The sequence below is a fragment of the Pseudacidovorax sp. genome (assembly GCF_017991995.1).
Taxonomy (GTDB): domain Bacteria; phylum Pseudomonadota; class Gammaproteobacteria; order Burkholderiales; family Burkholderiaceae_C; genus Xenophilus.
This window is the reverse complement of the sequence record NZ_JAGOPN010000001.1, coordinates 148437-171522: the sequence shown is the minus strand read 5'-3', so window position 1 is coordinate 171522 and position 23086 is coordinate 148437. Positions and strand designations below refer to the sequence as shown.

The following is a 23086-nucleotide window of genomic DNA, read 5'->3' as shown; positions in this document are numbered from 1 at the left end:
CTCAATGGACAGAGGGGAAGCAGCGCGCCGACCGCGGCCGGCGCATCCGAGCTCACGCCGTAGGGCCCCGATACTGCCGCCAAACCACCTCTGGAACCAACCCCACAATCGCTCCCGGCATCCAATTTCCGCTTCAATCGGCCAGGATCTCGTCAAACGTGCGCACCATCCCCTCGATGTCTTCAACCGTTGGTGATCGCAAGTGCGCCAGCGCGTCCCGGACTCGCTTGGCAAATTTGCACGCTGTAACCAAGCGCTGCGCCTCAGCGTCAACGGGCGCCAAGGGGTCAGCCGGATAGTGAGACATCGCCACGACGTCGTTGAACTCAAGGTCGTCGATCCTGATGTCAACCGACTTGTGCTGTTGCCAGGGGTTGGGTTTTTTCCACACCCCGCCGGTCGGGTAGAGGTAGTCCTCTAGCGTCAGCCGTAGCCGTTCGATGATCGGCCGTCGGCGCTCTTCCAGCCACGGCAGGAGCGATCGGACGCACGCTCGCCAGTACATGCTGTCAATTCGATTGCGGGCCGCCTTTGCTTCGGGCCCCGGAGAACGAGACACCTCCCAGTCCCGCAGAGTAGCGGTGCCTGCATCAGGGCCCACCAGGGAGCTGACTAGCGAAAGGCTGTTGGGAAGCCGAAGCAGCTCTTCGTGCCGCAGCCTCATCAGCTCCTCTGCGAGCAATGCATCAGGGCCGGCAAACTCCGTCACCAGGTGGCGCGACAGCGACGTGGTGCCTGGCCCGCGTTGCCCGAGCATGCGCAGAGAGACGTAGGCATGCATTTCGTCGGGTGACAGCGCCCCGTCGAAGCTCACCCTTTGTCCGACCTTTGGCGTCAATGCGTCGTCGCTGGAGTGCCAAACAAGCACAAGCCGAGTGGTGCACTTCTGGCCGGGAATGAGCTCGTAGGCGTACTCCTCCAGATACGCTCGGCAGCGCTCGCGTGCACGGGCGGTCCTTGGCGTAAGGACGATGGTGGTCCGAGGCGGCGCCGACCAGCGGGCCAGCTCGAGTGCGGAGACCGTTGCGCGGCCGAAGTGGTGTCCAACATCTGACTCCAGGTGCGAGCCTTCATCCAGTTCGACGAACTCGACCCGTTCGGGCGCAGGGCATGCGCTCGTCAGCGCCTCACGCAAGGCATGGCGAATGCCCGTGACGTGCGACGAGTCGATGCGGATGACGAGGACAGCGGTCGAATCGAGGCTGTGCGCGAGTTCCGAGGTGAAGCGGCTCGGGCCGGGCAGCGACCAGTACAACGCAACGGAGAGCGCAGTTGGGTTGGGGGTGCTCATGCGGCGGTGCCTGACCGTGCATCGATGAGGTCCAGGTACAGCGCGGGAACTTCCCACGACCCGTCCGCGGCGGGCTGGATCAGCCCCATCCACTGCGCAAAGAGAAAGTGTGCGGAACTCAGGCCTAGTCCCTCCAACTGCTCAAGTTCTTTGGACTCACCGCGCATCTCGCCGTGCATGAGGAGCAGGAGGTCTTCCAGCCGGGCACGGGTCGGCTCGGAAATCCTCGAGGGCAGCCCAACCTTGGCGTAGAACGAGTCGAGGTCCGATGCCAGTCGCTTGCGCGATTCCTCGGGCTGCTGAAGAGCTTCCTCGACCGTCATCGAGGCACCACAGATCCTCTCAAGCTCATCCCCGAAGCCGCAACTCGCGCGCAAAAGAGCCTGGCGTGCTTCGGCGTTGTCGCGAACGGCCTGGTTCTCCAACCGGTCGAGCCGGAAGTAGACCGCGTCGTCACTCCAAGCCGGAATCGGCTCGACCACGACGTTGCGCGGTAATGGCTTGCTCGCGTCTGCCAGTCTCTCGGCGAGCGCAAGAGCCTGTTCAGGGCCCGCCACCAGCAACTGGCGCATGGTGGTGGGCCGCACTCGCAGGGATGGGTCTGACTGCCCGGATTGCTTGCCAAAGGTTTGCGCAACCCCGGCATAGGTTTCGAGCTGGTCGAGGCGCCAGCCTCGTGACACCACTGCAATCAGCCTGGAACGGGCCGCGCTTGGCTTCTTGCGCTCCCTGTTGATCCAGGTTCGCGCTTCGTCAGGGCTGTTGAAGGTTCTACCTTCGATGGTGGCTTCCTCTTGGCCTACATCCCAGGTCTCGCGCAGCCGATCGAACGTGGCGATGCCGCTGAGGATGTTACCCACGAACACCACCAGTTCGCTGGCATCGCCCTGCAAATAGTTGCGCACCCACGCACTTGGGGCAGGGAAGGTCTTGGTGTCGCGTTTGTTGCGAACCAAAAGGCGGGCCTCGCCACGCGAGCGTTCATCGGTCGGCTTCTCGCGTGCCAGTTCGATGAGGAGGTGGGCGACCTGGTCCTTGTCGCCCAACATCGTCGCGATGTCGGGCGTGCGCAACTGGAAGCGTGACCCATTGCGTTCGAGAACGGTGAGCTTCTCCATCTCGTCGAGCAGCGCCTCGTACGCACCTGGCGCCGTGGTCTTGAAATGCTCGGGGGCGTAGGCGACACAGTGGTCACGAATCTCGGTGGCCGTGAGGCCGGTGAAGACGCCGCCTGCAGGCTCCGCATAGGAATACTCGGCCAGGATGAGCGCAATGGCCTTGTAACGCTTGTCGAGGTTGAGGTTCAGGCCGAACTTCTCTTGGATCTCGCGAAGGAAGTCCTGGTCGCGCTCCACTGCGTCGAGATCGGCGATGCCGATCATCGTCGGCAGCTCCTTGCCGCCGCGCTTGTTGTACAGGCGGCGCACGAGGTTGCGACAGTACAGCTGGATGAAGGCCGGGTAGAAGTTGCACACGGCCATGATGCGCATTGGCAGGCTCTCGTCACCCTTGCCGAAGTGAAACCCGAGGGATGCCAGTGGCTTGGTGATGAGGTCGATGCCGTTGAGGATGTCGGTATCCGACGAGAACGGCTGCAGGGCGATCGACGTGGCCTTGCCCAAGGCCGTGTTGCCGCCGGTGGTCATGCGGGTGAGGTTGTGCAGCCCGGCAATCACATAGCGCAGTCTGCAGCGGCTCAGCACGGTCTCGCTCAGGTTCTGCAGATTGGCGAGAAACGGCGCGTTGCCCTGCAGGTCCTCGCGCATGACATCATCCGCTTCGTCGATGAGCAGGTAGCAGGCATTCGTCGCCGCGCGACCGGCCATGATCTCGTCGTGAATGCGGTCGCGCACTGCCTGGTCCGTTGTCAGTTCGTCGGGAGACTGGCTCAGGAACCCCGCGGTCACCATTGCCTTGTGTATGGCCTTCCAGCTGAACAGCCTGTAGTTCTGGCTGAAGCCGGCGGGGTCCTTGCCGCTGTCCAGTGGCACGTAGATGGCCATCTCGCCGCTGCCCACCGCGCCCGACACCAAGCGGACATGGCTCTTGGACTCTTCCAAGATCTGGTTGAGCAGTGACGACTTGCCGAGCCGGCGGCCACCGTACAGGACCGCCGCCGATGGCACCTCACGCAGCATGCGTAGCTCGCCCTTGCGCCCGAAGAACATCTCTGGCGGCACAGGCCTGGCGCCATAGTCCGCATAAGGGTTCGTGGAGAACGACAGCAGGCACACTTCCATCAGCTTGGCCAGCCGTGTGGCGGCATGAACCGCCATGTAGGCCACCAGGTCGTCATCGACCAGCAGCACTGGCTGCTCGTGACCGAGTTGCGCGCGCTGCTGGAGCGTCAGGTTTTGACGGCTGAGCATGAAGCTTGGCGTCAGTGGCGGCAACTGGGCCAAGGATTGGCTGAGCTGCCCGATACTGGCCGGCTGAGGAACCACGACGCCTTCGATGTGAGTCGCGTCGGACCCGAGCGCAGGCGGGATGAACACCCCAAACCCAGATGCAGCCAGCCCCGCGAAGGGTTTGCCCTCGAAGAAGAACTTGCCCTCGTTGCGCTGCACGACCGTCGGCTTCTGGGTCACGCCTGCGGCACCGAAGAAGCTCTGCAGCGCGTCGGCAAACTCGCCGCGCGGCCGACCCTTGAAGACGCTGACCCAGCTCGCGATGAATTCGGCCCCCTCGGCACGCTCGGGATTGCCCATCGAAGTCAGCCACTCCGGCGCGCCCGCAGGCACTGGCGCGACCCCTCGGAGAATGTCGTGCAACCCTTCGAGCGGACGGTGGCCCTGGGTGACCTTGCGGACCTGAGCCCTGAACTCGTCGAAGCGGTGACTGGCTGTCCGTTCCTCGAACTTCAGAAGCGGCAGCTTGTCCTCGCGCAGCAACAGGAACTCGTTTCGAGCCACGCGCACGCTAAGGGCCGTCCCCGTTGCGAGCCTTGCGCGGATCAGCTGTGCCTTCTGCTCAAACTGCCGCATCTCGAGGGGCTCCAGATTGCGCTCCTTGCGCTCCTTCACGAGCTCGTCGATTTCGCGCTCGAGCTGGGCCCTGCTCTGCTGGATCTTGGTGTCCAGCGGCGTGAGCACCATGTGCTGGAGGACCGCCCGTGCTTGCGGGTAGTCTGCATACACGGCCGACGTCTTCGCCGGCGACCCGATATCCTGGGTCGAGTTCGACCTCACGAGCGACTCGATGACCTTGAGCATGCGACTGGCCTCGGCCTGAGGCAATGCGTTCAGTGACATCGCATTGGTGACCCGCTGCTTGGCCTCCTGCAGGTCTGCGCTGAGCTTTGACCGCGCCTCGCGCTGGGCGGTCTCATTGTCCGCAACCAGTCCCGGGAGCAAGGACTTCGCGAGCTTGCTCAGCCGCTCCTCGATGAGGCGCGCAGGCAGGAGCCTCTCGGCGGCGCGGTGAGCCTTCGCCGCGCCCAACAGCAACACAGGGAGTTCGTCGGTGCTCGTCGCGCCCATGCGCGGGCGCAGGTCGCGCTCGGCGCGAGCCATAGCAGCAACGAGCGCCGCGAGGTCACCCACCGGTACACGGGTTGCCGGGTCGTCGGTCGGGCGCCAGGACAACGTGGGCTGCAGGTCCCGGCCCAGCGGATGCTCGAGCAGAAGGAGCTGGTCCTCCTCCGACACCGCCTCGGTGTCTTCGGCCTGGCTCATCAACGCCAGTGCCCGGTCAAGCGCGCAAAGCAGGACGGCTCGATGAACCGCCGGCGTCCCTTCGTCCAGTTCGAGCGCTTTCACGTAGGCCTGGGCAACCTGGAGCTCCCGGAACAGCCCTTGCAGGAAGTCCTTGTGCTTGGGCGGCAGGCTATCCTGCTTGCTGCTTTCGAGTCGATCGAGCTGCTCGAAGTACTCCTGCACGAACTGCGCCGTCGCTTTGAGGTTGTTGACGAGGTAGTCCCGGCCGACGCCCTCGATGGGCTTCCTGCGGCCAATGCGCTTGCGCAGGTCCGATATCGTGGACAGGCCCTTGTCGGCCAGCTTCAGAACCTCAGGCAGAAGTTCGCGGGCACGGGCGTCCTGGCCTCGTGCGATACGGGCGACGCACTCGCCGGTCGCGAAGCCTCGCTTTTCCGAGCACATCGCGGCGTGCAACTCGATGTAGTCCCCTGCCGTCCAATTGGTGACCAGGGAAGCGTCGCTTGCCCAGTTGGCCGCGCGCTGTCGCATGCGGCGAACACCGTCCTCGAGCGCCTGGTGCAGCCCGACGCGTGCTGCCGACATCATCTCCGGTGTGACGACCAAGTGGATAGACTCGAGTGACGCAATCCGCTCGACGATGTCGTGCAAGTCCGGATGCTGCTGCAGACGCGGTCGCAGATATTGGATGACCGCCCATCGGATGCCGCGATCGTGGCCTTCCAGTAGCATGGGCAGCAGGCTCGCGCCGAGTACCCCCAGGTGGTCAGCGAATGTGTTTGCTGCCGCGTGGTCTGCCGTCTGCTCGGCCAGCCACCCGTCAAGGGCCGCAAGAGTGGCTGGATCGACGGGCTGCCTCTGGTAGGTGGCTCGGATACCGGCTACGGCGGCGTGCCACAAACGCGGCGCCGGGCCCGCCATCATCTCGGTCAGCGCATTGGCGGCGACCTGAGCCAGCGCCAGGCGGTTCGCCTGCAGACACGCCAGCAACGTGCTCTGAGCCGGCTCGAGAAGGGTGACAGGACCCACGGTCGGTGGATCCGGCGGTTCATCCTCTTCCTCAACCTCCTCGAACACCTCGGCCGTGACGGCCGCTGCGGTCAGCGGTGCTCGTTCGTCGCCGGAACGCGCGAGCGGCGGCGCCTGGTCGGGGCCGGAACTCTCCAACGGCGCCACCGCGGGCGTCGGGATCGGTGTAGCCGCAGGTACCGGGGCCGCAGCGGGGGTGGCCAGTTGTCGTTCTGGCGTGGCCGGAGTCGTTACGACGGGCTGAGTCGGCTGCGCTTGATGGGCCGGCACGACATCGTCTGCTGAAGTCAGGTCGGCGGGCGCCGGTAGGGGGACTGGTGTCGGATGGACGGCCGGTTCGTGCTCGGCTACAGGTGGTTCGCTGGCGAGGCCAGCTGTCTCGTTCATCTCCCCTGAAGTGAAAAGCCGGCAATCGACCAGTGCTTGCTCGAGTGCATCGTCGGCGTTGGAGGCGCGCTGCGCCGCAACTTGCAGCAGCGTGGCCTTGCGCATGCGCAGTTCCTTGGCCGCGAGCAATTGCGCACCTTCAAACTGGCCCGAGTCGACCTTGGTGAGCTCGGCGTCCGCCGCTGCCGCCTCATCTAGGGCCTGACGCACAGTCGCCAACTGCACACCGATGGCGTCCAGGTCTGCGTCACTCGGATGCGGGCCCAGTACTTGCCGGACGTCTACCGCGTGCCATGTACCCACCTCCAGGTCCGTCACGACGGCCCGGGCCAGCGCTCGCGCCTCCTGGTCGAGTGCGTCGAGCCGGGCGGCCAGTGCCGCCCGCTGGGCGGCGAGCGCCGCTTCTTCAGCAGCCCGTTGCGCCGCCTCAGCTTCCTTCAGCTGCAGCTCGGCAGCACGGACAGCAAGGATCTCGTCATGCTGCTGCCTCAATTGCGCCAGTCGTTGCGCATGAGCGTCGTATAGGGCGTCGAAGTCGGGGTTGCCGGGCGCGGGCCACGGCAGGTCGTAAGGGGCGGGTGGAATCGTGGGAACATGTGCAGGTGTCGCCCGCTCACTGCGCAGAACCGGGGCCAATGCCATCGCGGCGACCGCTTGGGCGATTGGTGCCTTCTCGAGCTCCGAGGGTGCCGAGAAGCGTTCGACCGGAAAGCTGGGTACAGGCGCCAGAACAAACGGCGACGAAGTCTCCCTCACCCCGATGGCCGGCGCGAACTCCTGGCTCACCACCAGTTCCGCGTTGGGCCGGGATGCAGCATGGACCACGTGGACGCCGACCTTGCGTTCGGCACTCGACCTCTCGTCGAAGGCCTTCCGACAGACCTCGTAGCAGTCGATCATGTACTGGAGCGCTGCTCGCGCATGGGGCCCCAACGCGATGGGGTCTGTCGCCGCAAGCGTGTTGGGCACGACGTCTCGGTACGGGTAGTGCGCCAAAAGGCAGAACACCCAGCCCAGCACCTCGTCGTCGCCGTTCTTGCAGAGCCAGCGAACGAACTGCGGCATCTCCTGCCAGAACTTGCCACGCGCCGGGTCACCTTGCTCCGAGTCGGTGTCGTCCAGGAACTCGTCGTAGGCCTCGTTGATGGGATGGAAGAAGATCTTCTCCGACGACGGAAACACCCCCGCGATGTCCAGCGCGTAGTGCGACTGCGGAATCCCCAGGCGCTTGAGCACCCATTCAGGGAACGTAGCCACACTCGGTGCTTCACCCCGCTCCAGCCGCAGTTTGATGTGAAACTCCCTGAGCTGTCGCCAGTAGCGCCCAATGGCACGCTTGTCCGTCGGCCAGGCTCTAGACGGAAGGATGCTCTCGCGTGTGACGAACCAGGGTGGCTCCACACGCACGTGCACCTTGCCTAGCAGCATGTCCTCGTAGAGCTTCTTGCCGACAGCGCCAGACTTTCGCGAGTACAGCTCCGGCGCGGCGAATGCAGCCTTGAGGGCGCGGTCCAGCGCAGGATCTTCCAATGATTCGGGTGGAGGCTCGGCCTGTTTCATGGCCGGTGTAGCGGCGCTGATCGCTCCGGTTAGTGTGGCGTCGGCGATGACCGCGGCTTCGGCCTGCGCTACTTCAAGCGCGAGGCGGTCAGGAGTGCACCGAGCCGCAGCCTTGAGGTCTGGGAGGGCTTCCAGTACCTCGGCCACCAGTTCGCTTCGAAGCTCCGCCGAGCGGCTGGCGTTCGCGTCGGTCCTCGGCGCGTCCTGGCGCGCGCGGTCCGGGGTGTCGGGAGCGGCGGGCAAGGGCTCCTCGGCTTCTGCTTCGGGCGCTTCCGGATATCGGATGATGTAGTCGCGGACCTTCGACACGAAGAACAGCGGCGCGGGCAACGCAGTCCAGTCGTCGTAGTGGGCGTAGCCCAGCCGCAGGCCCATCACGAGTCGGGCGAGGTTGTCCGGCTGGACGTCGGACGGCGCCTGGAGCACAGTGACTTCCAGCCCACTCGGCAGCGCGGCGTTGTCCTTGGCCACGGGAAGCGTGCGCCGCTCGTACCAGCCGGAGGCATTCCTGCTCATGCGCCACATCGGGCGATAGCAGGACATCCCACGCTTGGTCTGCACCGTGCTCCGGTAGCCCATCACCATCAGGTAGTGCGGGTGGAGGCGCGGGCCGGCGGACTCGTCAAGCTCGACGATCGTCTTGTAGGTTGTGGCGTACTGCTCCTCGGTGGTCTGTCGGGTAGGCTCGAGCTGCGGCTCGGCGCGCCACTCCTCAAACGCGGTCGTGTTAACCCACCGCATCACCATCGTCGCGTTGCGATCGCTGCGCAGGCGCAGGAAGGTCATCGACGCAAAGCATGTCCTAAATTCGGCGTCATCGAGCACGACTCCGCGGCCGTTGCCCGAGGTCAACGATTCGTCGGTGAGCTCTTTCCACAAACCGGCCACCGTCGACCAGTCCACCAGCACGATGGCACGCGGGTCCTCCTCGCCGATGTGGCCGAGCATTTTGCGGGTAGCGTCAGCAAAGTTCTCTCGAGCCCAGCGCTCATCCCCCGACAGCTGGCGCTGACTGCCCAGCCACTGAAGGCCTTGGTTGAGAGGCTCCCATTCGGTAGGTTGAGTGCGGTTCTTGTTGCGGCACACGAAGCGCACGCTGGTCACCCCGGAGGTCACGTCGAGCCGGGTGAACAGGATCAGGCAGACAGGCTGCTCCTGGGTGAAGGCTCGCGCTTGCGAACGCACCACCTGAATGCCGTAGATCGCTTTCGGCGCTGCGTCGCCCAGGCAGCCGGTGACAAACTGCTGCACGCCGAACACCACGCCCGAATGCGCCATGAAGACGTCGAGCAAGGCGCTTTGCACGCGGTGAATGAAGTGCTGGACGTCGGGCTGCTGCGACTTCCTGTCGACTTCGAGGGGCAGGAGGTGGTGCACGTTAGCCTTCGCGCGGCTGCACATCGCATGCAGCCCGGCAAAGTAGTTCACGGGGTCTTCGGGCCGTTGATTGACGTCCTTAGGTGCACAGATGAGCACGTGTCGCGCGCCGTCGGCATCTTGTGCCACTCGGTCGGCAATCCCAGCCCACCGGTTCACTCTCGCATCGAAGCGCCGGATGCCTTTTTCTCCGGACTCATCCAGGTCGGCACGCAGGCCGTGCACGCCTTGCGGCAGTGTCGAAAACTCCAGGCGCAGCCGATCGCCAAAGATTGCCCGCGCGCTGCGCTCAATGAGTTTGCGCTCGTCGGTGCCGTCGACAAACACCCAGAGCGAAGGCGTCTTGCTGCCATGGATGCGGGCCAACGCATCCTCGTTGGCTGAGCGGTGGCGGGCCAGCCTCTCGCGGCGTTTGGTCTCCTTGGCCGGATCGTCGCCGGCCATTTCGCCGTCTGCCTGCTCGTCGCCGGCTCCGGCCGCCGCCACTTCATCGGACAGCGCTGCGCCAGCCCATCCGAGCTCGGCGGCATCAGAGGGCATTACGTCGGTGACCAGTAGTCGCGCCACCTCACTCTTGGCCTGGTTCATGGCGCGAGGCATCTTAAGGACGCGGCAAGGCAGTGCGGGGTCGAGCACATCCGGCAGCAACTCGACGATCTCGTCATAGAGGTCGACTTCGTCGCTTTCGAACACGGTGCGCTGCTGCACGTAGTCAAATAGCGTGGTGAGCTCAGGCAGGCCGACCCACCACCCGCTCTCGTCGGGCAGGAGGTTGGCAACAGCGTCGGCCAACGTTTCAGGCAGCGCGCGGTCACTCTCGATCCGATACTGGATGTACTCGTCGCCAAACTCCCAGCCGTCCTTTCCGCGCCGAATCCAGGCCGGCAGAACGGGCATCTCAGGACTGAAGATGTAGCAAGTGACGGTGCTAGGCGCATTGGGCTTGCGGCCAGGGACTCTCTGGGCCCACACCCGCTTGACCGGTGTGACCTTCAGGTGGATTTCCTTGCTCGTCGGCCAGGTTCCCACCGAGAGCCGTGCTGCCATTGAGAACAAGGGCTTGTGTCCAGGCACTTGGTTCGGCCACGTGATGAGCTCGACCGAGCCATCTAGCGATGTGGCGTCTGCGACCAGTTCGCACGGGCCGAGGCCAGGGAAGAGTTCTTCGCCGACAAGTCGTTCGGCCAGGTGTTTGGCGATGAGGTCAAACTGGGGCTTGGACACCTGTCCTGTCGAACTGCGCTCGACAAGCGGCTGATTGCGGTGCTGCAAGTCGATGTTGCCCGCAGCGATGCTCGCACGCAGCTGCGCCGCGGCGTCGCCCAGCCCGTTGTGCTCGGCCCACGGCCCGACGACATCCAGATGCCAGCGCATCAGGACTACGACAACTTCCTGCTTGATCTCATCGCACTCCGCGTCGCTGGAGTCACCCGGGAACGCCCACCGTAGCTCCAGCGCCGGCTTGCCCGGGTTCTTGAGGCCAAGGTGCTTGTCCAGGCGCACGACGCCTTCAAACTTTGCCATCAGGGCCGAACGCAGGCGCAGGATTGGGAGGTTCTTCTCCTCGTTGCTCTTGGCTGCCTCCAGCAAAGCCTGCAGCGATGTGCCGAGTGGCCCAACGAATCGAACCGCAAGCAGCGACACGCTCTGCCCGAGCCATTCCGGCCGAATTCGCGCACCAAGCAGGACGGGCCGGTCACTGCCCTTGGTCTCCGGCGACTTGCGCCATACGGGGGACCCCGCGCTTTGGCTCTGTTCAGAGGTCGTTGTATCGCTCATAAGGGTCCTCGCTGGGTTCGTGTTCTTGTCCTACGCGTCCTTTAGTCCACTGATGCGAGACAGCGGCATGTAGAAGGAGCGGTAGAGGTTCTCGTAGCACTCGCGGAGCCCAGCGTCAGGGTGCGTAAGGCAGTCATCCAGGATGCGGCGCATCATCAACAACATCGATGTGCGCAAGTTGTCGGGCAGCCCCACCGCCGAGCGCGGTGCCCAGGCGGCATCGACGAAGTAGACGAACGCCGGGCAGTCGCCGCGCATCGCCCGTCCGATGGTCTGCAAGATCATGATCATCTGGTCGGCGACGAAGGGCTTGGCGTACTCCCCGAGCGCCCGCGACGCCTGGGGCAGCCGCAGCAAGGCCCCGACCGTGCCTGAGACCTTCCCGCGTCGATTGCGCATGGCTCCAAGTGCCTCTTCGGTGGACGCAAACCGCTCCTGGTCGAAGCTCTCAGATGCCGCACCCACGACCCCCTGCAGGAAGCCGAGGCTGTCGCTGCGCGGGTGCGGTCGCGTCAGAAAGAAGAGCGACCCGATCATTGCTTTGTCGGCGCGCGGACCGGACTTGTAGACGATGTTGACGCCGCGTCCGATGGCGTTCATCGGGAAGATGAACAGGTCCCAGTCCGGGTCCTCACCCAGGCGCTCGACCTCGGAGGCGGTGATGCCGTGCGCAGTGGCTGCCGCCAGCGCGCCGCCGCGAACGAGGTATCGCACGCGCGAGCGCCAGGCCGGATACTGCTGTCGAATGTGCTCGTAGAGCATCTCGCACTGCTCGTAGCTGTTGACGACGAATGCCGCTTTACGGCCAACATCATCGACGATGTCGTTCTGCGCGATCGCAGTCTCGACCTTGCTGACCCGGCCGCCCTCGAGCAAGTCGGTCACCATGGCCTTGAGCACGAACTCGCGCCGGGCTAGCCGCGAACCGCTGAAGAACAGCCGCTTGCGGTCGTCGTGAGGGTCCTTCAGTGGCAGGAACTGGTAACGCGACAACGCCCATCCAACGCCTGCGTTGGGACGGCGCAGCACGTAGTGCGGACCGACAGCGACGTGGTAGCTCGGGCTGGCTTGAAGCAAGGACGTCGCGCTTGTGAGTAGAACGGCGGGGCCTGTGCCTCCGGTGGCCAAGCCGAGCTGTGCCATGCGGTGCACGAGTGTGCGCGGCGTGCCGAGAAAGCCGACATGGGCGATGTCTACATCACCCTCGTCGCCGACGGTGTAGCGCACGCCGCTGAGCCTGCCGGCCAGTGACTCGGGGACGATGCCCAACATCTCCTTGGAGGGGCGTGACTCGAAAATCTCGTCGCCGAGGATGCCTTGGCCGTTGAGCAGACGCAGGTGGGGGCCGAGTCCGAAGTGCTGCAGCACCAGCAGCGTCACGTTAGCAAGCAGCTTGACGTGCTCGAAGAAGAACTTGGGCTCCTTGGCAAGGGTCAGGCCAGGTGGTCGCAGCAGCACCCGCGCCAGTGCCCTCATCCACTCGTCGGTGCCCTCACGGTCCCAGGCCTCCAGTGCCCGCAGGACGTCGGCGGCGTACTTGCGAATTTCCTCGGGGGTTGACCGCGCGAGTCCGGCCAGCTTGGCAAGCTCGGCATCACTGATCTCGTAGGCGAACGTCTGCACCACCTCGTTGTCGGCTTGACCACTCTCCCCCTGCGCACGGTCTTCCTCCTGCTGCAGAAGATTGAGGTGTCTCAGCGCCTCGCCACCCTCACGGAATGCCACTCGCTTGGTGGCGTAGTCCCAGATGCGCTCGAGAGCCTGGCGGGCCTGCAGATGAGCTTCTGTCTCCTCCTCATCGAATCCCTCTGCGTCATGGCCGCCCCTCGCAAGCGGGAACATGTCGGCGATGAGGGACAGGCCCGTCAAGAGCTTGCGGGCGTATTCGTCGCGAAACTCCCGCGGCGCGGTCACGATCGCCGCGGTCAGTCGTTCTGCAGCGAGCCCAAAACGACCGGACATCGCCATGATGGCGGCGATCGAGGCACCGCCGACGAACGCATTGCGGCCCTGAGCGGCGGGCGCGTGCAGATCCAAGAGCAGCCTGTTCCAGACCGAATCGGCGTCACCCGAAAGCTTCATCAGCGGCGTGCCGCGGCCGTCCATGTTGGCCTGCGCGCCATCACATTCGTCGACCACGATGAGATCGAAGGTTCGCGCGAGGTACTCGAAGTGGCGCAGTTGGACATCGCTGAAGAGTGGCGAGACTTCGCGGTCGGTCGACAAAATGTGACCGGCCCAGACCGTCGCATCGACCAGCGAACGCTCGCCGTGTTGCCGGCCGCACACCGAGGCGAGCGCGCACTGGTGCGGCTTTGGCCTCTTGCTGGCTTTTGCGCCGCTAACGGTTTGGTGGACCAGTTGGCATGGCGGATGGGCATGCGGAAAGGTCACGTCCTCGTCGGCGGCGAAGGCGGCGAGACTGCAGTTGGTGGCAAAGTAAGGCGCGGCGTCCCGCGTCACGGCGTAGCCGCGGTTGTCCTGCGACAGTGCCGCGGCGAAGCTCGAGACGTGCTTGGATCGAGCCCGGTCGCTCTGGCCGAACAGCAGACCGGCGGGCACGTAGTAGAGCGACAGGCGCTCGACAAAGCCTGTGGCCACCTCGATGGACGGGAAGAGGAGGCACACCTGGTAGTGGCGCTCGCTCGCCCATGCAGCAAGCAGGTAGAGCAGCGTCGTCTTTCCGGCACCCGGCAAGCCGATAAGGTGCTTAACGCCGATGAGCTCTATCGCATCTCGCTCTACCAGACCTTCAACCGTCGCCTCGGTGAGCACGGCGGTCGGCTCGCCGGTCGCCGTGTGCAGCCGTCGATACCAGCTGCGCTCGCCGGCCTTCTGACGTCCGGCCTGCTCGTCCAACACGTCGAAGCGGTCTGCCACGGCCACGAGATCCGACCATTTGACCAGCCCCGGGGCGCGGCCGTGCCGGGTGGTGTCCATCAACGGCGGCTCCGGCGGCATGAACCCGAGCGGCTCGATCGCCGTCTTGAAGTGCCGCCTCTCGTCGACGATCCGCGCAGGCAGCGTGGGGTCGTGACGACGGCGCGGCGGCCGCTGCCGCAGGGCCAGTGGCGCCGTCAACGAGGCGAGCGCCTCACTGATGTCGTCCGGCATGATGGACGTCCAGACTGGCCAGACGTTGAGCTGAGGGTCGACCTCGAAACGCTTACCGGGCCCTTCTTCGTCGTCCTCCGCCGGCCCCGCCGGCGGTGCGCCGCGCTCGGGCGCATCACCCGGCTCGACGTCATCGTCCCAAGATTTCGCGCGCGAGGTGGCCCGTCGGCGCTGCTCGAGTCGGCGGTGCGTTTCGTTGTACTGGCCGACCATCAGGCGCAGTTCGCGCTGGCTCCACGGTGCGTAGCCTGAGATGCGCAGGTTCTCGATGGCAGTAACCACATTGGCCGGTAACGTGGCCAGTACCGAATTGAAGCCGGTCATAAGCGCCGGCAGGTCCCGCAGGTGCCGTTGGCCCATCAGTTCGGTGGCGAGCAAGCACAGGTAGTTCAGCGCGTTGGCGCCGCGGTAGGGCTTCAGGCGTTCACGCATGGCCAAGCACCTCGACGGTGTCCGACAGCGTTAACGCTCGAATCGACGAGCCCTCCAGGCACGCGCTTACGCGCTCGACGTAGTGGGGCACACGGCGAGCCATCCAGTCAGGAATGACAAGCAACTGGGTCTTGTAGTTCTTGAGGCCTCCGGGCCGGCGCCGTAGGCGCTCCCCGAGGAGCTCTGGGCTACTGTAGGCCTTGAGGTCTATCCCTACAGGGCTACCTTCGCCGAGGTCCAGGTCCACCATGTCGCGGTTCGGGTACATGCGCACGGTGTGGCCGCGTGCGGCGAGACGATCGGCAAGTCGGATCTCGTCGATGCCCGGTTCCAGCCAGTACTTGCGCAGGGACCTGTTCAGGCGCAGGAGATCCGCTGCCGGCAGCGTTCGTCCGGGCGTGGCGGCGTGCTCTGCCGCGCAGGCCGCCGTCATACATCGCAACCCGCCCGGCTGCGCGGTCATCACGTTGTTGCAGTGCCCGCACAGAGTCGCCGTCTCACCAGCGACTAGCGCGCCGGGAAGCGGCTCGTAGAACTGCTGCTCGATGCAGGCCCATACGGCAGACGGCAACGCAGCCAGGAACTTCAGCAGCTGCTTGCGTGTGGCCACAGGGTTGCGAACAACAAATGTGCGCACCGCCGTGTAGTAGTCGTTGGCATCCTTTGCTGAGTGCTTGGACAAGCTGTCCTGGAAGGCGGCAAACACCTGCTCTTCGAGCAGGCCGGTCATGCCGCCAAAGCCTTCCGACAACTCCTCGGCCTCCAGGGTCGGCATGTAGTCCTCGGCGTCGATGAGACACACCGCGTTTAGACCAGCTTCCTTGACGGCGGGAAGAGGAAGCCACTCGCCTAACGGCTTGGTGCACTGGGCAAGGAGTTGGTGAATCTCCGCCCCGACGTCGGAGAGGCCCAGCGTCAGGCGTGCCCTGGAGACAAGGGCCATGGCCTTCCTGTCTTCATCCCCGAGGCCTGAGACGCCGCTCCAGAGGCGGTCGACACCTGAAACCATGGTCGCGCCTCCGCCCATGAAGACCTGACGTGCCTGGCGGATGACGAGTGCTGCGAGACTGGCAGGAAGAAGCTTGAGCGGGTCGCTGCGAGGTTTCCAATCCACGTATGGGTCTCGTGGAGGGGCCGCGGCGCCCGCCGGGGAAGGGGCCTGTGCCTCTGCTACCAGGGCCTCGATCTTCTCGACAAGCAGCTTGGGCATCGTCCGGTAGTCGCTGGAAGCAGCGGGCATTCGGTAGGTCTTCATTGCCCGCGGCTCGACGCCAAGAATTGCGGCCAGGACATCCCAGGTCAGCCGCGTCTTGCCGGCGCTGAGGATGCGCTTTGCTGCAACCAGGAATGCCTTTTGGTCTGACTTGGCATCAGGCGGCGGTGCAGACTTGGTTGGCATCAAGACTTTCGAGGTCGACGCGACCCTGAAGATACGCACAGCGTACTATCAATATAGAGCACATCGCAATACGGTACGCAGTGTGTTCAGATTTTCGGCTGCGGTAATGCACTGTTTGCGTCGCATTCCCATCACGGTACGCCCTCCCGTCCTATGGCAAGGACATTAATAGTCCTCCAGCCGGCGGTGATCTCACTTACGTTAAGTACCCAAGTACCACAGGCATCTCCGAACAACGAAGTCCCCGATGACGATCACGCCACTCTCCTACGGGTCTGATCGATACCGCACGAGCGCGTTAGCCTTCTCCACCATTCCCCCGGGCCGCTGCAGTGCCCCCTTCCGCGTCCCTTCGCTCCATCAGTCGCGGGCCGCGCTCGGCCAACGTCGTCACCAATGGCCCGGGTACGCTGTACACGCTGTTACGTGAGGCCTTCGATCAGCTGCGCCGCGAGCGCTGCGATCTGGCCGCGGCTTTCGGCGACTTCCTGCTGAGGACGCTGGCCGATCGCCTGACGCTGACCCGGCGCTTGGTGCCGACGCTGTCCGGCTGAGCGGTAGAAAAGCGGCTGCAATCGTGGTGATCAGCCCGACAGCTGATGCTCCTGGACGTCCGTTTGATGGCTGACAGCTGTCACTGAGATGGCGAAAGTGAATGACTGCAAGCAGTCTGAAGCTGCCTCCCACGCGATACCGATACCCGCCCATGGGCTCTCTTCCTGAGGCGGAGCGTGAGCGATCAGAACAGCCCGCCTTGAGATGGCGGAACTTGGTCAGAACTTCTCGGCGATCTCACATTCGGCTTAGCCGGCACCGAGCGCGGCTGCCTAGCCTCTGGCTGCCCCTTCATCGGCCCACCCCATTGACGGAAGAACCGAGGCGCCTTAGCCAAGGAGCATGACATCCACTGGTCGTACTCGTCTGGCTCCAGGAAGACAGGCATCCGCTTCTCCGTCCCCGGTTCGTGGAACTGGCTGTAGAACGGATGCCCATCGCAGTTCACCGTCAGCATCGTGTAGCTGAACTTGTCGACGCCGTGCTCCAGCCACTGGCTATATAAGCCCGCGATGCCGAAGGGCGTGCCGTCTTCCTTCTCGATGCGCCAACGCTCGCTGGTCAGGTCCTCGGCGTACCTCGGCTCATAGACCGCCTGGGCCGGGATCACGCAGCGCAGGCCTCGCATCCAGCTGTCTTTGAAGCTGGCCTTGATGCCCACCGTCTCACTGCGCGCGTTGTAGGTGCTGCGCCCGTACGCAACCTCCCGACGCCACGGCGGCAGCAGTCCGAAGCGACCAGCCTCGAACTCGCGCTGTCCGTTCACCAGTCGAATGAAAGGACCGAGTCCCGTCGGATAGAGCTCTGGCGGCGTCTCTGCCTGGGCATCCCGCTGCACGCCAAAGAACGCCAGCAGTTCATCGGCATTGGTCACGGGCAGGTAGTTCGCGCACATGAAGCCCATGATAGGACCGCATCCTGAGACATTTTTCTCGCCAGATCCTACGGGGAGAGGCGCTGGACAAAGGACGCCGTGAGACGATGAAACCGAGGTCGCACCTTTCAGTCAGTTCGACTCCCTTCGACCTGAGATTTCCTCCCTCGCGATCTCTTTGGCCTGCCCCGAGCAGGCCTTTTCTTTGGCTGCGCTGATCACGGCCACAGCTCCGCAAAGCTGGCCTTCCTAGAGGCCGCTCACGAAGTTTTCAGCTCGGCACGCATTCCAAACCGGCGCTGGATCAGATACTGTATGCACATACAGTTTAACAATACCCATGCGTCCCGCTGCCCTGTCCCACTGGTCCGAGCCGGATCCACCTCCTATGGCTCCCGCCAGACCGCGCGCCAATCCAACCCCCGGCGAGATCCCGAAGGGCGTCTGGCGCGGCAGTGAGCTGGGCAGCCAGGTCACTGAGACGGTGCCTTCCGGCTGGGCGGCACTGGACGCTCAATTGCCCGGTGGCGGATGGCCTCGCCGCTCACTCACTGAAGTGCTCGCGCCCCAGCCAGCCGTCTGCGAATGGCGCCTGCTCGGCGGCGTGCTCGGGCACGTTGCTGCTGCTGGCGGCCAGGTCGTGCTGGTGGGCCCGCCGAAACCACCGCACCTGCCAGGCCTGCTGCATGCCGGCATCGGCGCTGCCCAAGTGATCTGGGTGAAGGCAGAGACGCCGGCCGAGCGCTTGTGGGTCACCGAGCAAATGATCAAGTCCGACGCCGCCGGCGCCATCGTGGCCTGGCTGCCGCAGGCACGCCAGGAGCAGATCCGGCGCCTGCAGGTCTGCGCCCTCGCCTGCAAGGCCCCCGTCTTCCTGTGTCGACCCGAGGCCGCGCGCCACGACTCGTCGGCCGCACCGCTTCGCCTGCACACGACCTTTCGGCTGGACTGGGAGCTGGAGGCCGACATCTTCAAGCGCCGTGGCCCCGCCATGGACGCGCCACTTCGTCTGCCCTCCATCCCGGGCGGTCTTACCTCCATCCTCACGCCTCGGCTGCTGACACCGAGCCGCCTGACCCAAGCCAAGGAGGCTTCGCATGCTGTGGGCAGCCCTGCTCCCCGCACTCGAGAACACGCCCTCCACTGAGCTGCTGCACGGCGCCGCGCAGTGGGCCATGCAGTACACACCGCGCGTCACGGTCCTGGAGGCATCGGCGCTGGCGATGGAGCTTTCAGCGAGTACGCGCCTCTTTGGCGGCAAGCGCCTGCTGGTCAAGCGCATTCGCAACGAGGCGCCGGAACTCGATCTGCGTGTGCCCAGCTGGGCACCGACGAGCCTGGCCGCCCTGGCGTTGGCGCGGGCCGGGCAGACCAACGGCTTCAGCAGGCCGCTGGTGGAAGTGCTGGATGCCCTGCCCTTCGATGCGCTGAGCGCCGCCCGGGCGCACGAGGCCACCTTGTCCCGGCTGGGCTGCCGCAACCTGGGCGATGTGCGGGCGCTGCCGCGTGGGGGCCTGAGCCGTCGCTTCGACGCAGGCCTGTTGACCGCCATGGACCAGGCGTATGGCTTGCGGCCAGAAACGCACGCCTGGGTGCAGCCGGCTGACCGCTTCGCCCAACGGCTGGAGCTGATGTCGCGGGTTGAACTGGCTCCCGCCATGCTTTTCGGGGCGCGGCGCCTGCTGCTGCAACTGTGCGGCTGGCTCGCCGCCCGGCGCAGCGGGACAACGGCTATCACCCTGAAATGGTGCCACGACGTCATGCGCGCCAAGACTGCTGGCGACGGTGGCGAACTCACGGTGCGTACGGCCGAAATCACGCGCAACGTGGAGCACCTGTCACGCCTTCTGGCCGAGCACCTGGCCAAGGTCGAGCTCAAGGCGCCGGTGGGCGATCTGGAACTGATCGCCGACGAGGTGCAGCCCATGGAGGAGCGCAGCGCCGCGCTGCTGCCCGATCCTGCGCAGAGCGGCGAATCCCTCGCCCTGGTGCTGGAGCGCGTGGCCGCCCGCCTGGGCCCCGAGCGCGTGCTGCGCCCGGTAACCGCCGCAGACCACCGCATGGAGTGGATGGTGCACTGGCAGCCAGCCGACCAGCCTCTGCCTCGAAAACCCTTACACGACATCTCGCTGCCGCAGCCCACGTTCATGCTGCCCCAGCCGCTGAAGCTGGCGGTGCGCGGCGACCGGCCGATCTACCAAGGGCCGCTCATCATGCTGTCGGGCCCCCACCGGGTCGAGGGCGGCTGGTGGCATCGGCTCTCCGACGACCAGGGCCAGCAGTCCACGGCCAACGTTCTGCGCGACTACTGGGTGGCGCTGAGCGAGCACGCCGGCGTGCTGTGGGTCTTCCACACCCGGCTGGACGACGAGCGCAGCGCCTGGTTCCTGCAGGGCGTCTTTGCGTGAGGCACTCCTATGGCGCTTTCCCACTACGCCGAGCTTTGGTGTCTCTCCAATTTCTCTTTCCTCCACGGCGCCAGCCATCCTGAAGAGTTGGTCGAGCGCGCCCACGAAATGGGCTACTCGGCTCTGGCCCTCACGGACGAATGCTCCATGGCCGGGATCGTGCGGGCGCATGTTGCGGCCAAGGAGGTGGGCCTCAAGCTGCTCATCGGGGCACAGTTCAATGTTGAGCACGAGGCTCCGTTCACCTTCATTGTCCTGGCCCGCAATCTCCAGGGCTACGGCAACCTGTGCGAGTTCATCACCGGGCTGCGGCGCAGCGCTGACAAGGGCACCTACCGGCTGACCTTCGGCCACCTGGCCAAGCAGCGCTTCGAGGACTGCCTGGTGCTGCTCGCCCCACCGCGCGGCACCACGCCTGACCACCTGAACGTCCTCACCGACTGGCTGCAGGCAAGCTTCGAGGATCGATGCTGGCTGGTCGCGCTGCGCGAGCGGGTGCTGGGCGACGAGATGTGGCTGCACCAGCTGCGCCAGGCGGCGAACGCCTTCGGTGTGCCCGTGGTGGCCGCCGGCGACGTCCACATGCACGTGCGCTCCCGCAAGCCGCTGCAGGATGTCCTGACCGCCACCCGCATCGGCAAGCCGCTCACGGAATGCGGTCTGGCCCTTCAGCCCAACGCCGAGCGCCACCTGCGCACCCGGCTCCGCCTGGCCCAGCTCTACCCCGCCTCGCTGCTGCGCGAGACCTTGCGCGTGGCCGAACTCTGCGACTTCTCGCTGGACGAGCTGCGCTACCAGTACCCCGACGAGGTCGTGCCAAAGGGCGAGACCCCAGCCTCCTACCTGCGGCGCATCACCTACGAAGGCGCCGGCCGCCGGTGGCCAGAAGGGGTCTCAGCCAAGGTGCAGCAGCAGATCGAGCACGAGCTGTCGCTCATCTCGGAGCTGCACTACGACCACTACTTTCTCACCGTCTACGACATCGTGCGCTTCGCCCGCTCCCGGCACATCCTCTGCCAAGGACGAGGCTCTGCGGCCAATTCGGTCGTCTGCTACTGCCTGGGCGTCACCGAAGTGGATCCGGCGCGCATGTCCGTGCTCTTCGAGCGCTTCATCAGCCGGGAGCGAAACGAGCCACCCGACATCGACATCGACTTCGAGCACGAGCGGCGTGAAGAAGTCATGCAGTACCTGTACCAGAAGTACGGGCGCGACCGCGCCGCCCTCGTCGCGACGGTGATCAGCTACAGGCCACGCTCGGCCATTCGGGACGTGGGCAAGGCGCTCGGCTTCGACCTGGAGACGGTGGATGCGTTGGCCAAGGGCCACCAGTGGTGGGATGGCCGCGAGGTGCGGCCGGAGGCCTGGGCCGAGGTTGGCCTCGATCCCGACGACCTGCAGGTACGCCAGCTGGTGGCGATCACGCAGCAACTGATGGGCTTTCCCCGCCACCTATCCCAGCACGTGGGTGGCTTCGTGCTCACGCGGGGCCCTCTCGCCCGCATGGTGCCAATCGAGAACGCCTCAATGGTGGACCGCACGGTGATCGAATGGGACAAGGACGACCTGGATGCGGTCGGCCTGCTCAAGGTGGACTGCCTGGCCCTGGGCATGCTCACGGCCATTCGCAAGTCGCTGGAGTTCATCGGCGAGCGCAGGGGCTACCGCTTCGAGATGCAGGACATCCCGGCCGAAGACAGCACCACCTACGACATGATCTGCAAAGCCGACACGGTGGGCGTCTTCCAGATCGAGAGCCGGGCCCAGCAGGGCATGCTGCCGCGCTTGAAGCCTCGCTGCTTCTATGACCTGGTGATCGAGGTCGCCATCGTGCGGCCGGGTCCGATCCAGGGCGGCATGGTCCATCCCTACCTGAACCGGCGCCAGGGCAAGGAGCCAGTGACCTATCCGAGCGAAGCCTTGAAGGAAGCGCTGGGCCGCACGCTGGGCGTTCCGGTGTTCCAGGAGCAGGTGATGCAGATCTCTATCCTCGCCGCGGGGTTCACGCCCGGTGAGGCGGACGGGCTGCGGCGCTCGATGGCCGCGTGGAAACGAAAGGGCGGGCTGCAGCAGTACTACGACAAGATCGTGAACGGCATGACGGACCGTGGCTACGACGAAGCCTTCGCAAAAAGCATCTTCGAGCAGATCAAGGGTTTCAGCGAATACGGCTTTCCGGAAAGCCACGCAGCCAGCTTTGCGCTGCTGGTCTACGCCAGCTGCTGGATCAAGTGCCATCACCCGGCGGAGTTTCTGGCGGCCATGCTCAACAGCCAGCCGCTGGGGTTCTATTCGCCTTCGCAACTCGTTCAGGACGCGAAGCGGCATGGCGTCGTAGTGCGGCCCGTGGATGTGATGCACAGCCAGGTGAACTGCTCGCTGGAGGGCCTGCCGCATCCGCCAGCCGTGCGGCTGGGCCTGCGCATGATTGACAAGCTCAAGGGCGAGTCGGCGCAGCGGATCGTGCAGGCACGGGAGCAGGCGCCGTTCGACAGCGCAGAAGACTTGGCCCGGCGCGCTGGCCTGGAGCAGCATGAGCTGAAGATTCTCGCGGCCGCCGATGCGCTGATGAGCCTGTCCGGCCACCGGCGCCAGCAGGTCTGGGATGCCGCGGCGCTGCGACGAGCGCCGGAGCTATTGCAGGACGCGCCGGTGGACGAGGACTATCTGGAACTGCCCGAAGCACCAGAGGGCGAGGAGATCGTGTGGGACTACCGATCCCTCGGGCTCACGCTGCGGCGCCACCCGCTGGCATTGCTGCGAGAGAAGCTCAAAGCCAAGGGGCTCAGCACCGCAGCCGACCTGCACCACCTGCCCAGCGGCCGGCAGGTGCGCTACTGCGGCATCGTGACGCTGCGCCAGCAGCCGGATACGGCCAATGGGACGATCTTTGTGTCACTGGAGGACGAGACCGGCGTGGTGCAGGTGATCTGCTGGAAGAGCTTGCGAGAGAAGCAGCGCGAGGTGTTGCTGCGATCGAGGCTGCTGGCCGTGCGGGGGGAGTGGCAGCGAGAGGGTGAGGTGCGGAACCTCATTGCTCATCGGCTGGCTGATCTATCGCCGCTCCTGGGGCGACTGGCCGACTCCGCGGCGAGTCGGGATTTCCGATAAAGGTGGCTGTTCCTGCTATGAGCACTTGCGGCCCTCGCGAGGGCGGTCTGCTGTCGCAACGGGCAACGCTGCAAACTAACCTTGCATGCCAGTTGACCTCAGCAACAGTCCGAC

Annotated in this window: 9 protein-coding genes; 4 read left to right on the top strand and 5 right to left on the bottom strand. The window is 65.2% G+C overall.

Annotated features, from left to right (window positions below; genetic code table 11):
- Positions 1-133: 133 nt before the first annotated feature.
- Genes KBC94_RS00785 through KBC94_RS00770 form a run of 4 tightly spaced genes read right to left on the bottom strand, consistent with a single transcriptional unit; the run spans position 134 to position 16024 of the window.
- Positions 134-1291 (bottom strand): hypothetical protein, encoded by a 1158-nt coding sequence (locus KBC94_RS00785; protein WP_294365267.1) that lies wholly within the window; start codon positions 1289-1291, stop codon positions 134-136.
- On the bottom strand, positions 1288-11079 hold the full coding sequence (locus KBC94_RS00780; RefSeq protein WP_294365265.1) for an RNaseH domain-containing protein: 9792 nt from the start codon (positions 11077-11079) through the stop codon (positions 1288-1290). Before KBC94_RS00780 ends, KBC94_RS00785 begins: the two co-directional genes overlap by 4 nt.
- Before the next feature lie 30 nt (positions 11080-11109).
- Positions 11110-14625 carry a hypothetical protein gene (locus tag KBC94_RS00775; protein WP_294365263.1) on the bottom strand — a complete coding sequence of 1172 codons (3516 nt, stop codon included), beginning with the start codon at positions 14623-14625 and terminating at the stop codon, positions 11110-11112.
- Positions 14618-16024, bottom strand: a complete 1407-nt coding sequence (locus tag KBC94_RS00770) for a hypothetical protein (protein ID WP_294365261.1) — start codon at positions 16022-16024, stop codon at positions 14618-14620. The genes KBC94_RS00775 and KBC94_RS00770 overlap by 8 nt, the downstream gene beginning before the upstream one ends.
- A 332-nt stretch (positions 16025-16356) precedes the next feature.
- On the opposite strand from KBC94_RS00770, the gene KBC94_RS00765 reads away from it, so the two are divergent.
- Complete coding sequence (locus tag KBC94_RS00765) at positions 16357-16578, top strand: hypothetical protein (RefSeq protein WP_294365258.1); 222 nt, start codon at positions 16357-16359, stop codon at positions 16576-16578.
- 185 nt (positions 16579-16763) lie between these two features.
- On the opposite strand, the gene KBC94_RS00760 is transcribed toward KBC94_RS00765, so the two are convergent.
- Entirely contained in the window at positions 16764-17483 is a 720-nt protein-coding gene (locus KBC94_RS00760) for an SOS response-associated peptidase family protein (RefSeq protein WP_294365256.1), read from the bottom strand.
- Between the two features lie 358 nt (positions 17484-17841).
- On the opposite strand from KBC94_RS00760, the gene imuA reads away from it, so the two are divergent.
- The 3 genes from imuA to KBC94_RS00745 are packed head-to-tail and all read left to right on the top strand — an operon-like array spanning position 17842 to position 22972.
- Entirely contained in the window at positions 17842-18600 is a 759-nt protein-coding gene (imuA, locus tag KBC94_RS00755) for a translesion DNA synthesis-associated protein ImuA (protein ID WP_294365254.1), read from the top strand.
- The gene (locus KBC94_RS00750) at positions 18551-19861 is read left to right on the top strand and encodes a DNA polymerase Y family protein (protein ID WP_294365251.1); all 1311 of its coding nucleotides are present in this window, start codon (positions 18551-18553) and stop codon (positions 19859-19861) included. Before imuA ends, KBC94_RS00750 begins: the two co-directional genes overlap by 50 nt.
- 9 nt (positions 19862-19870) lie before the next feature.
- Positions 19871-22972 carry an error-prone DNA polymerase gene (locus KBC94_RS00745; RefSeq protein ID WP_294365249.1) on the top strand — a complete coding sequence of 1034 codons (3102 nt, stop codon included), beginning with the start codon at positions 19871-19873 and terminating at the stop codon, positions 22970-22972.
- Positions 22973-23086 lie beyond the last annotated feature (114 nt).

What these genes read in the sequence shown, in the direction of transcription:
- KBC94_RS00760 (WP_294365256.1), bottom strand. Translation starts at nt 17,483, where the DNA reads ATGGGCTTCATGTGCGCGAACTACCTGCCCGTGACCAATGCCGATGAA.
- KBC94_RS00770 (WP_294365261.1), bottom strand. Translation starts at nt 16,024, where the DNA reads ATGCCAACCAAGTCTGCACCGCCGCCTGATGCCAAGTCAGACCAAAAG.
- KBC94_RS00750 (WP_294365251.1), top strand. Translation starts at nt 18,551, where the DNA reads ATGCTGTGGGCAGCCCTGCTCCCCGCACTCGAGAACACGCCCTCCACT.
- KBC94_RS00780 (WP_294365265.1), bottom strand. Translation starts at nt 11,079, where the DNA reads ATGAGCGATACAACGACCTCTGAACAGAGCCAAAGCGCGGGGTCCCCC.
- imuA (WP_294365254.1), top strand. Translation starts at nt 17,842, where the DNA reads ATGGCTCCCGCCAGACCGCGCGCCAATCCAACCCCCGGCGAGATCCCG.
- KBC94_RS00745 (WP_294365249.1), top strand. Translation starts at nt 19,871, where the DNA reads ATGGCGCTTTCCCACTACGCCGAGCTTTGGTGTCTCTCCAATTTCTCT.
- KBC94_RS00785 (WP_294365267.1), bottom strand. Translation starts at nt 1,291, where the DNA reads ATGAGCACCCCCAACCCAACTGCGCTCTCCGTTGCGTTGTACTGGTCG.
- KBC94_RS00775 (WP_294365263.1), bottom strand. Translation starts at nt 14,625, where the DNA reads ATGCGTGAACGCCTGAAGCCCTACCGCGGCGCCAACGCGCTGAACTAC.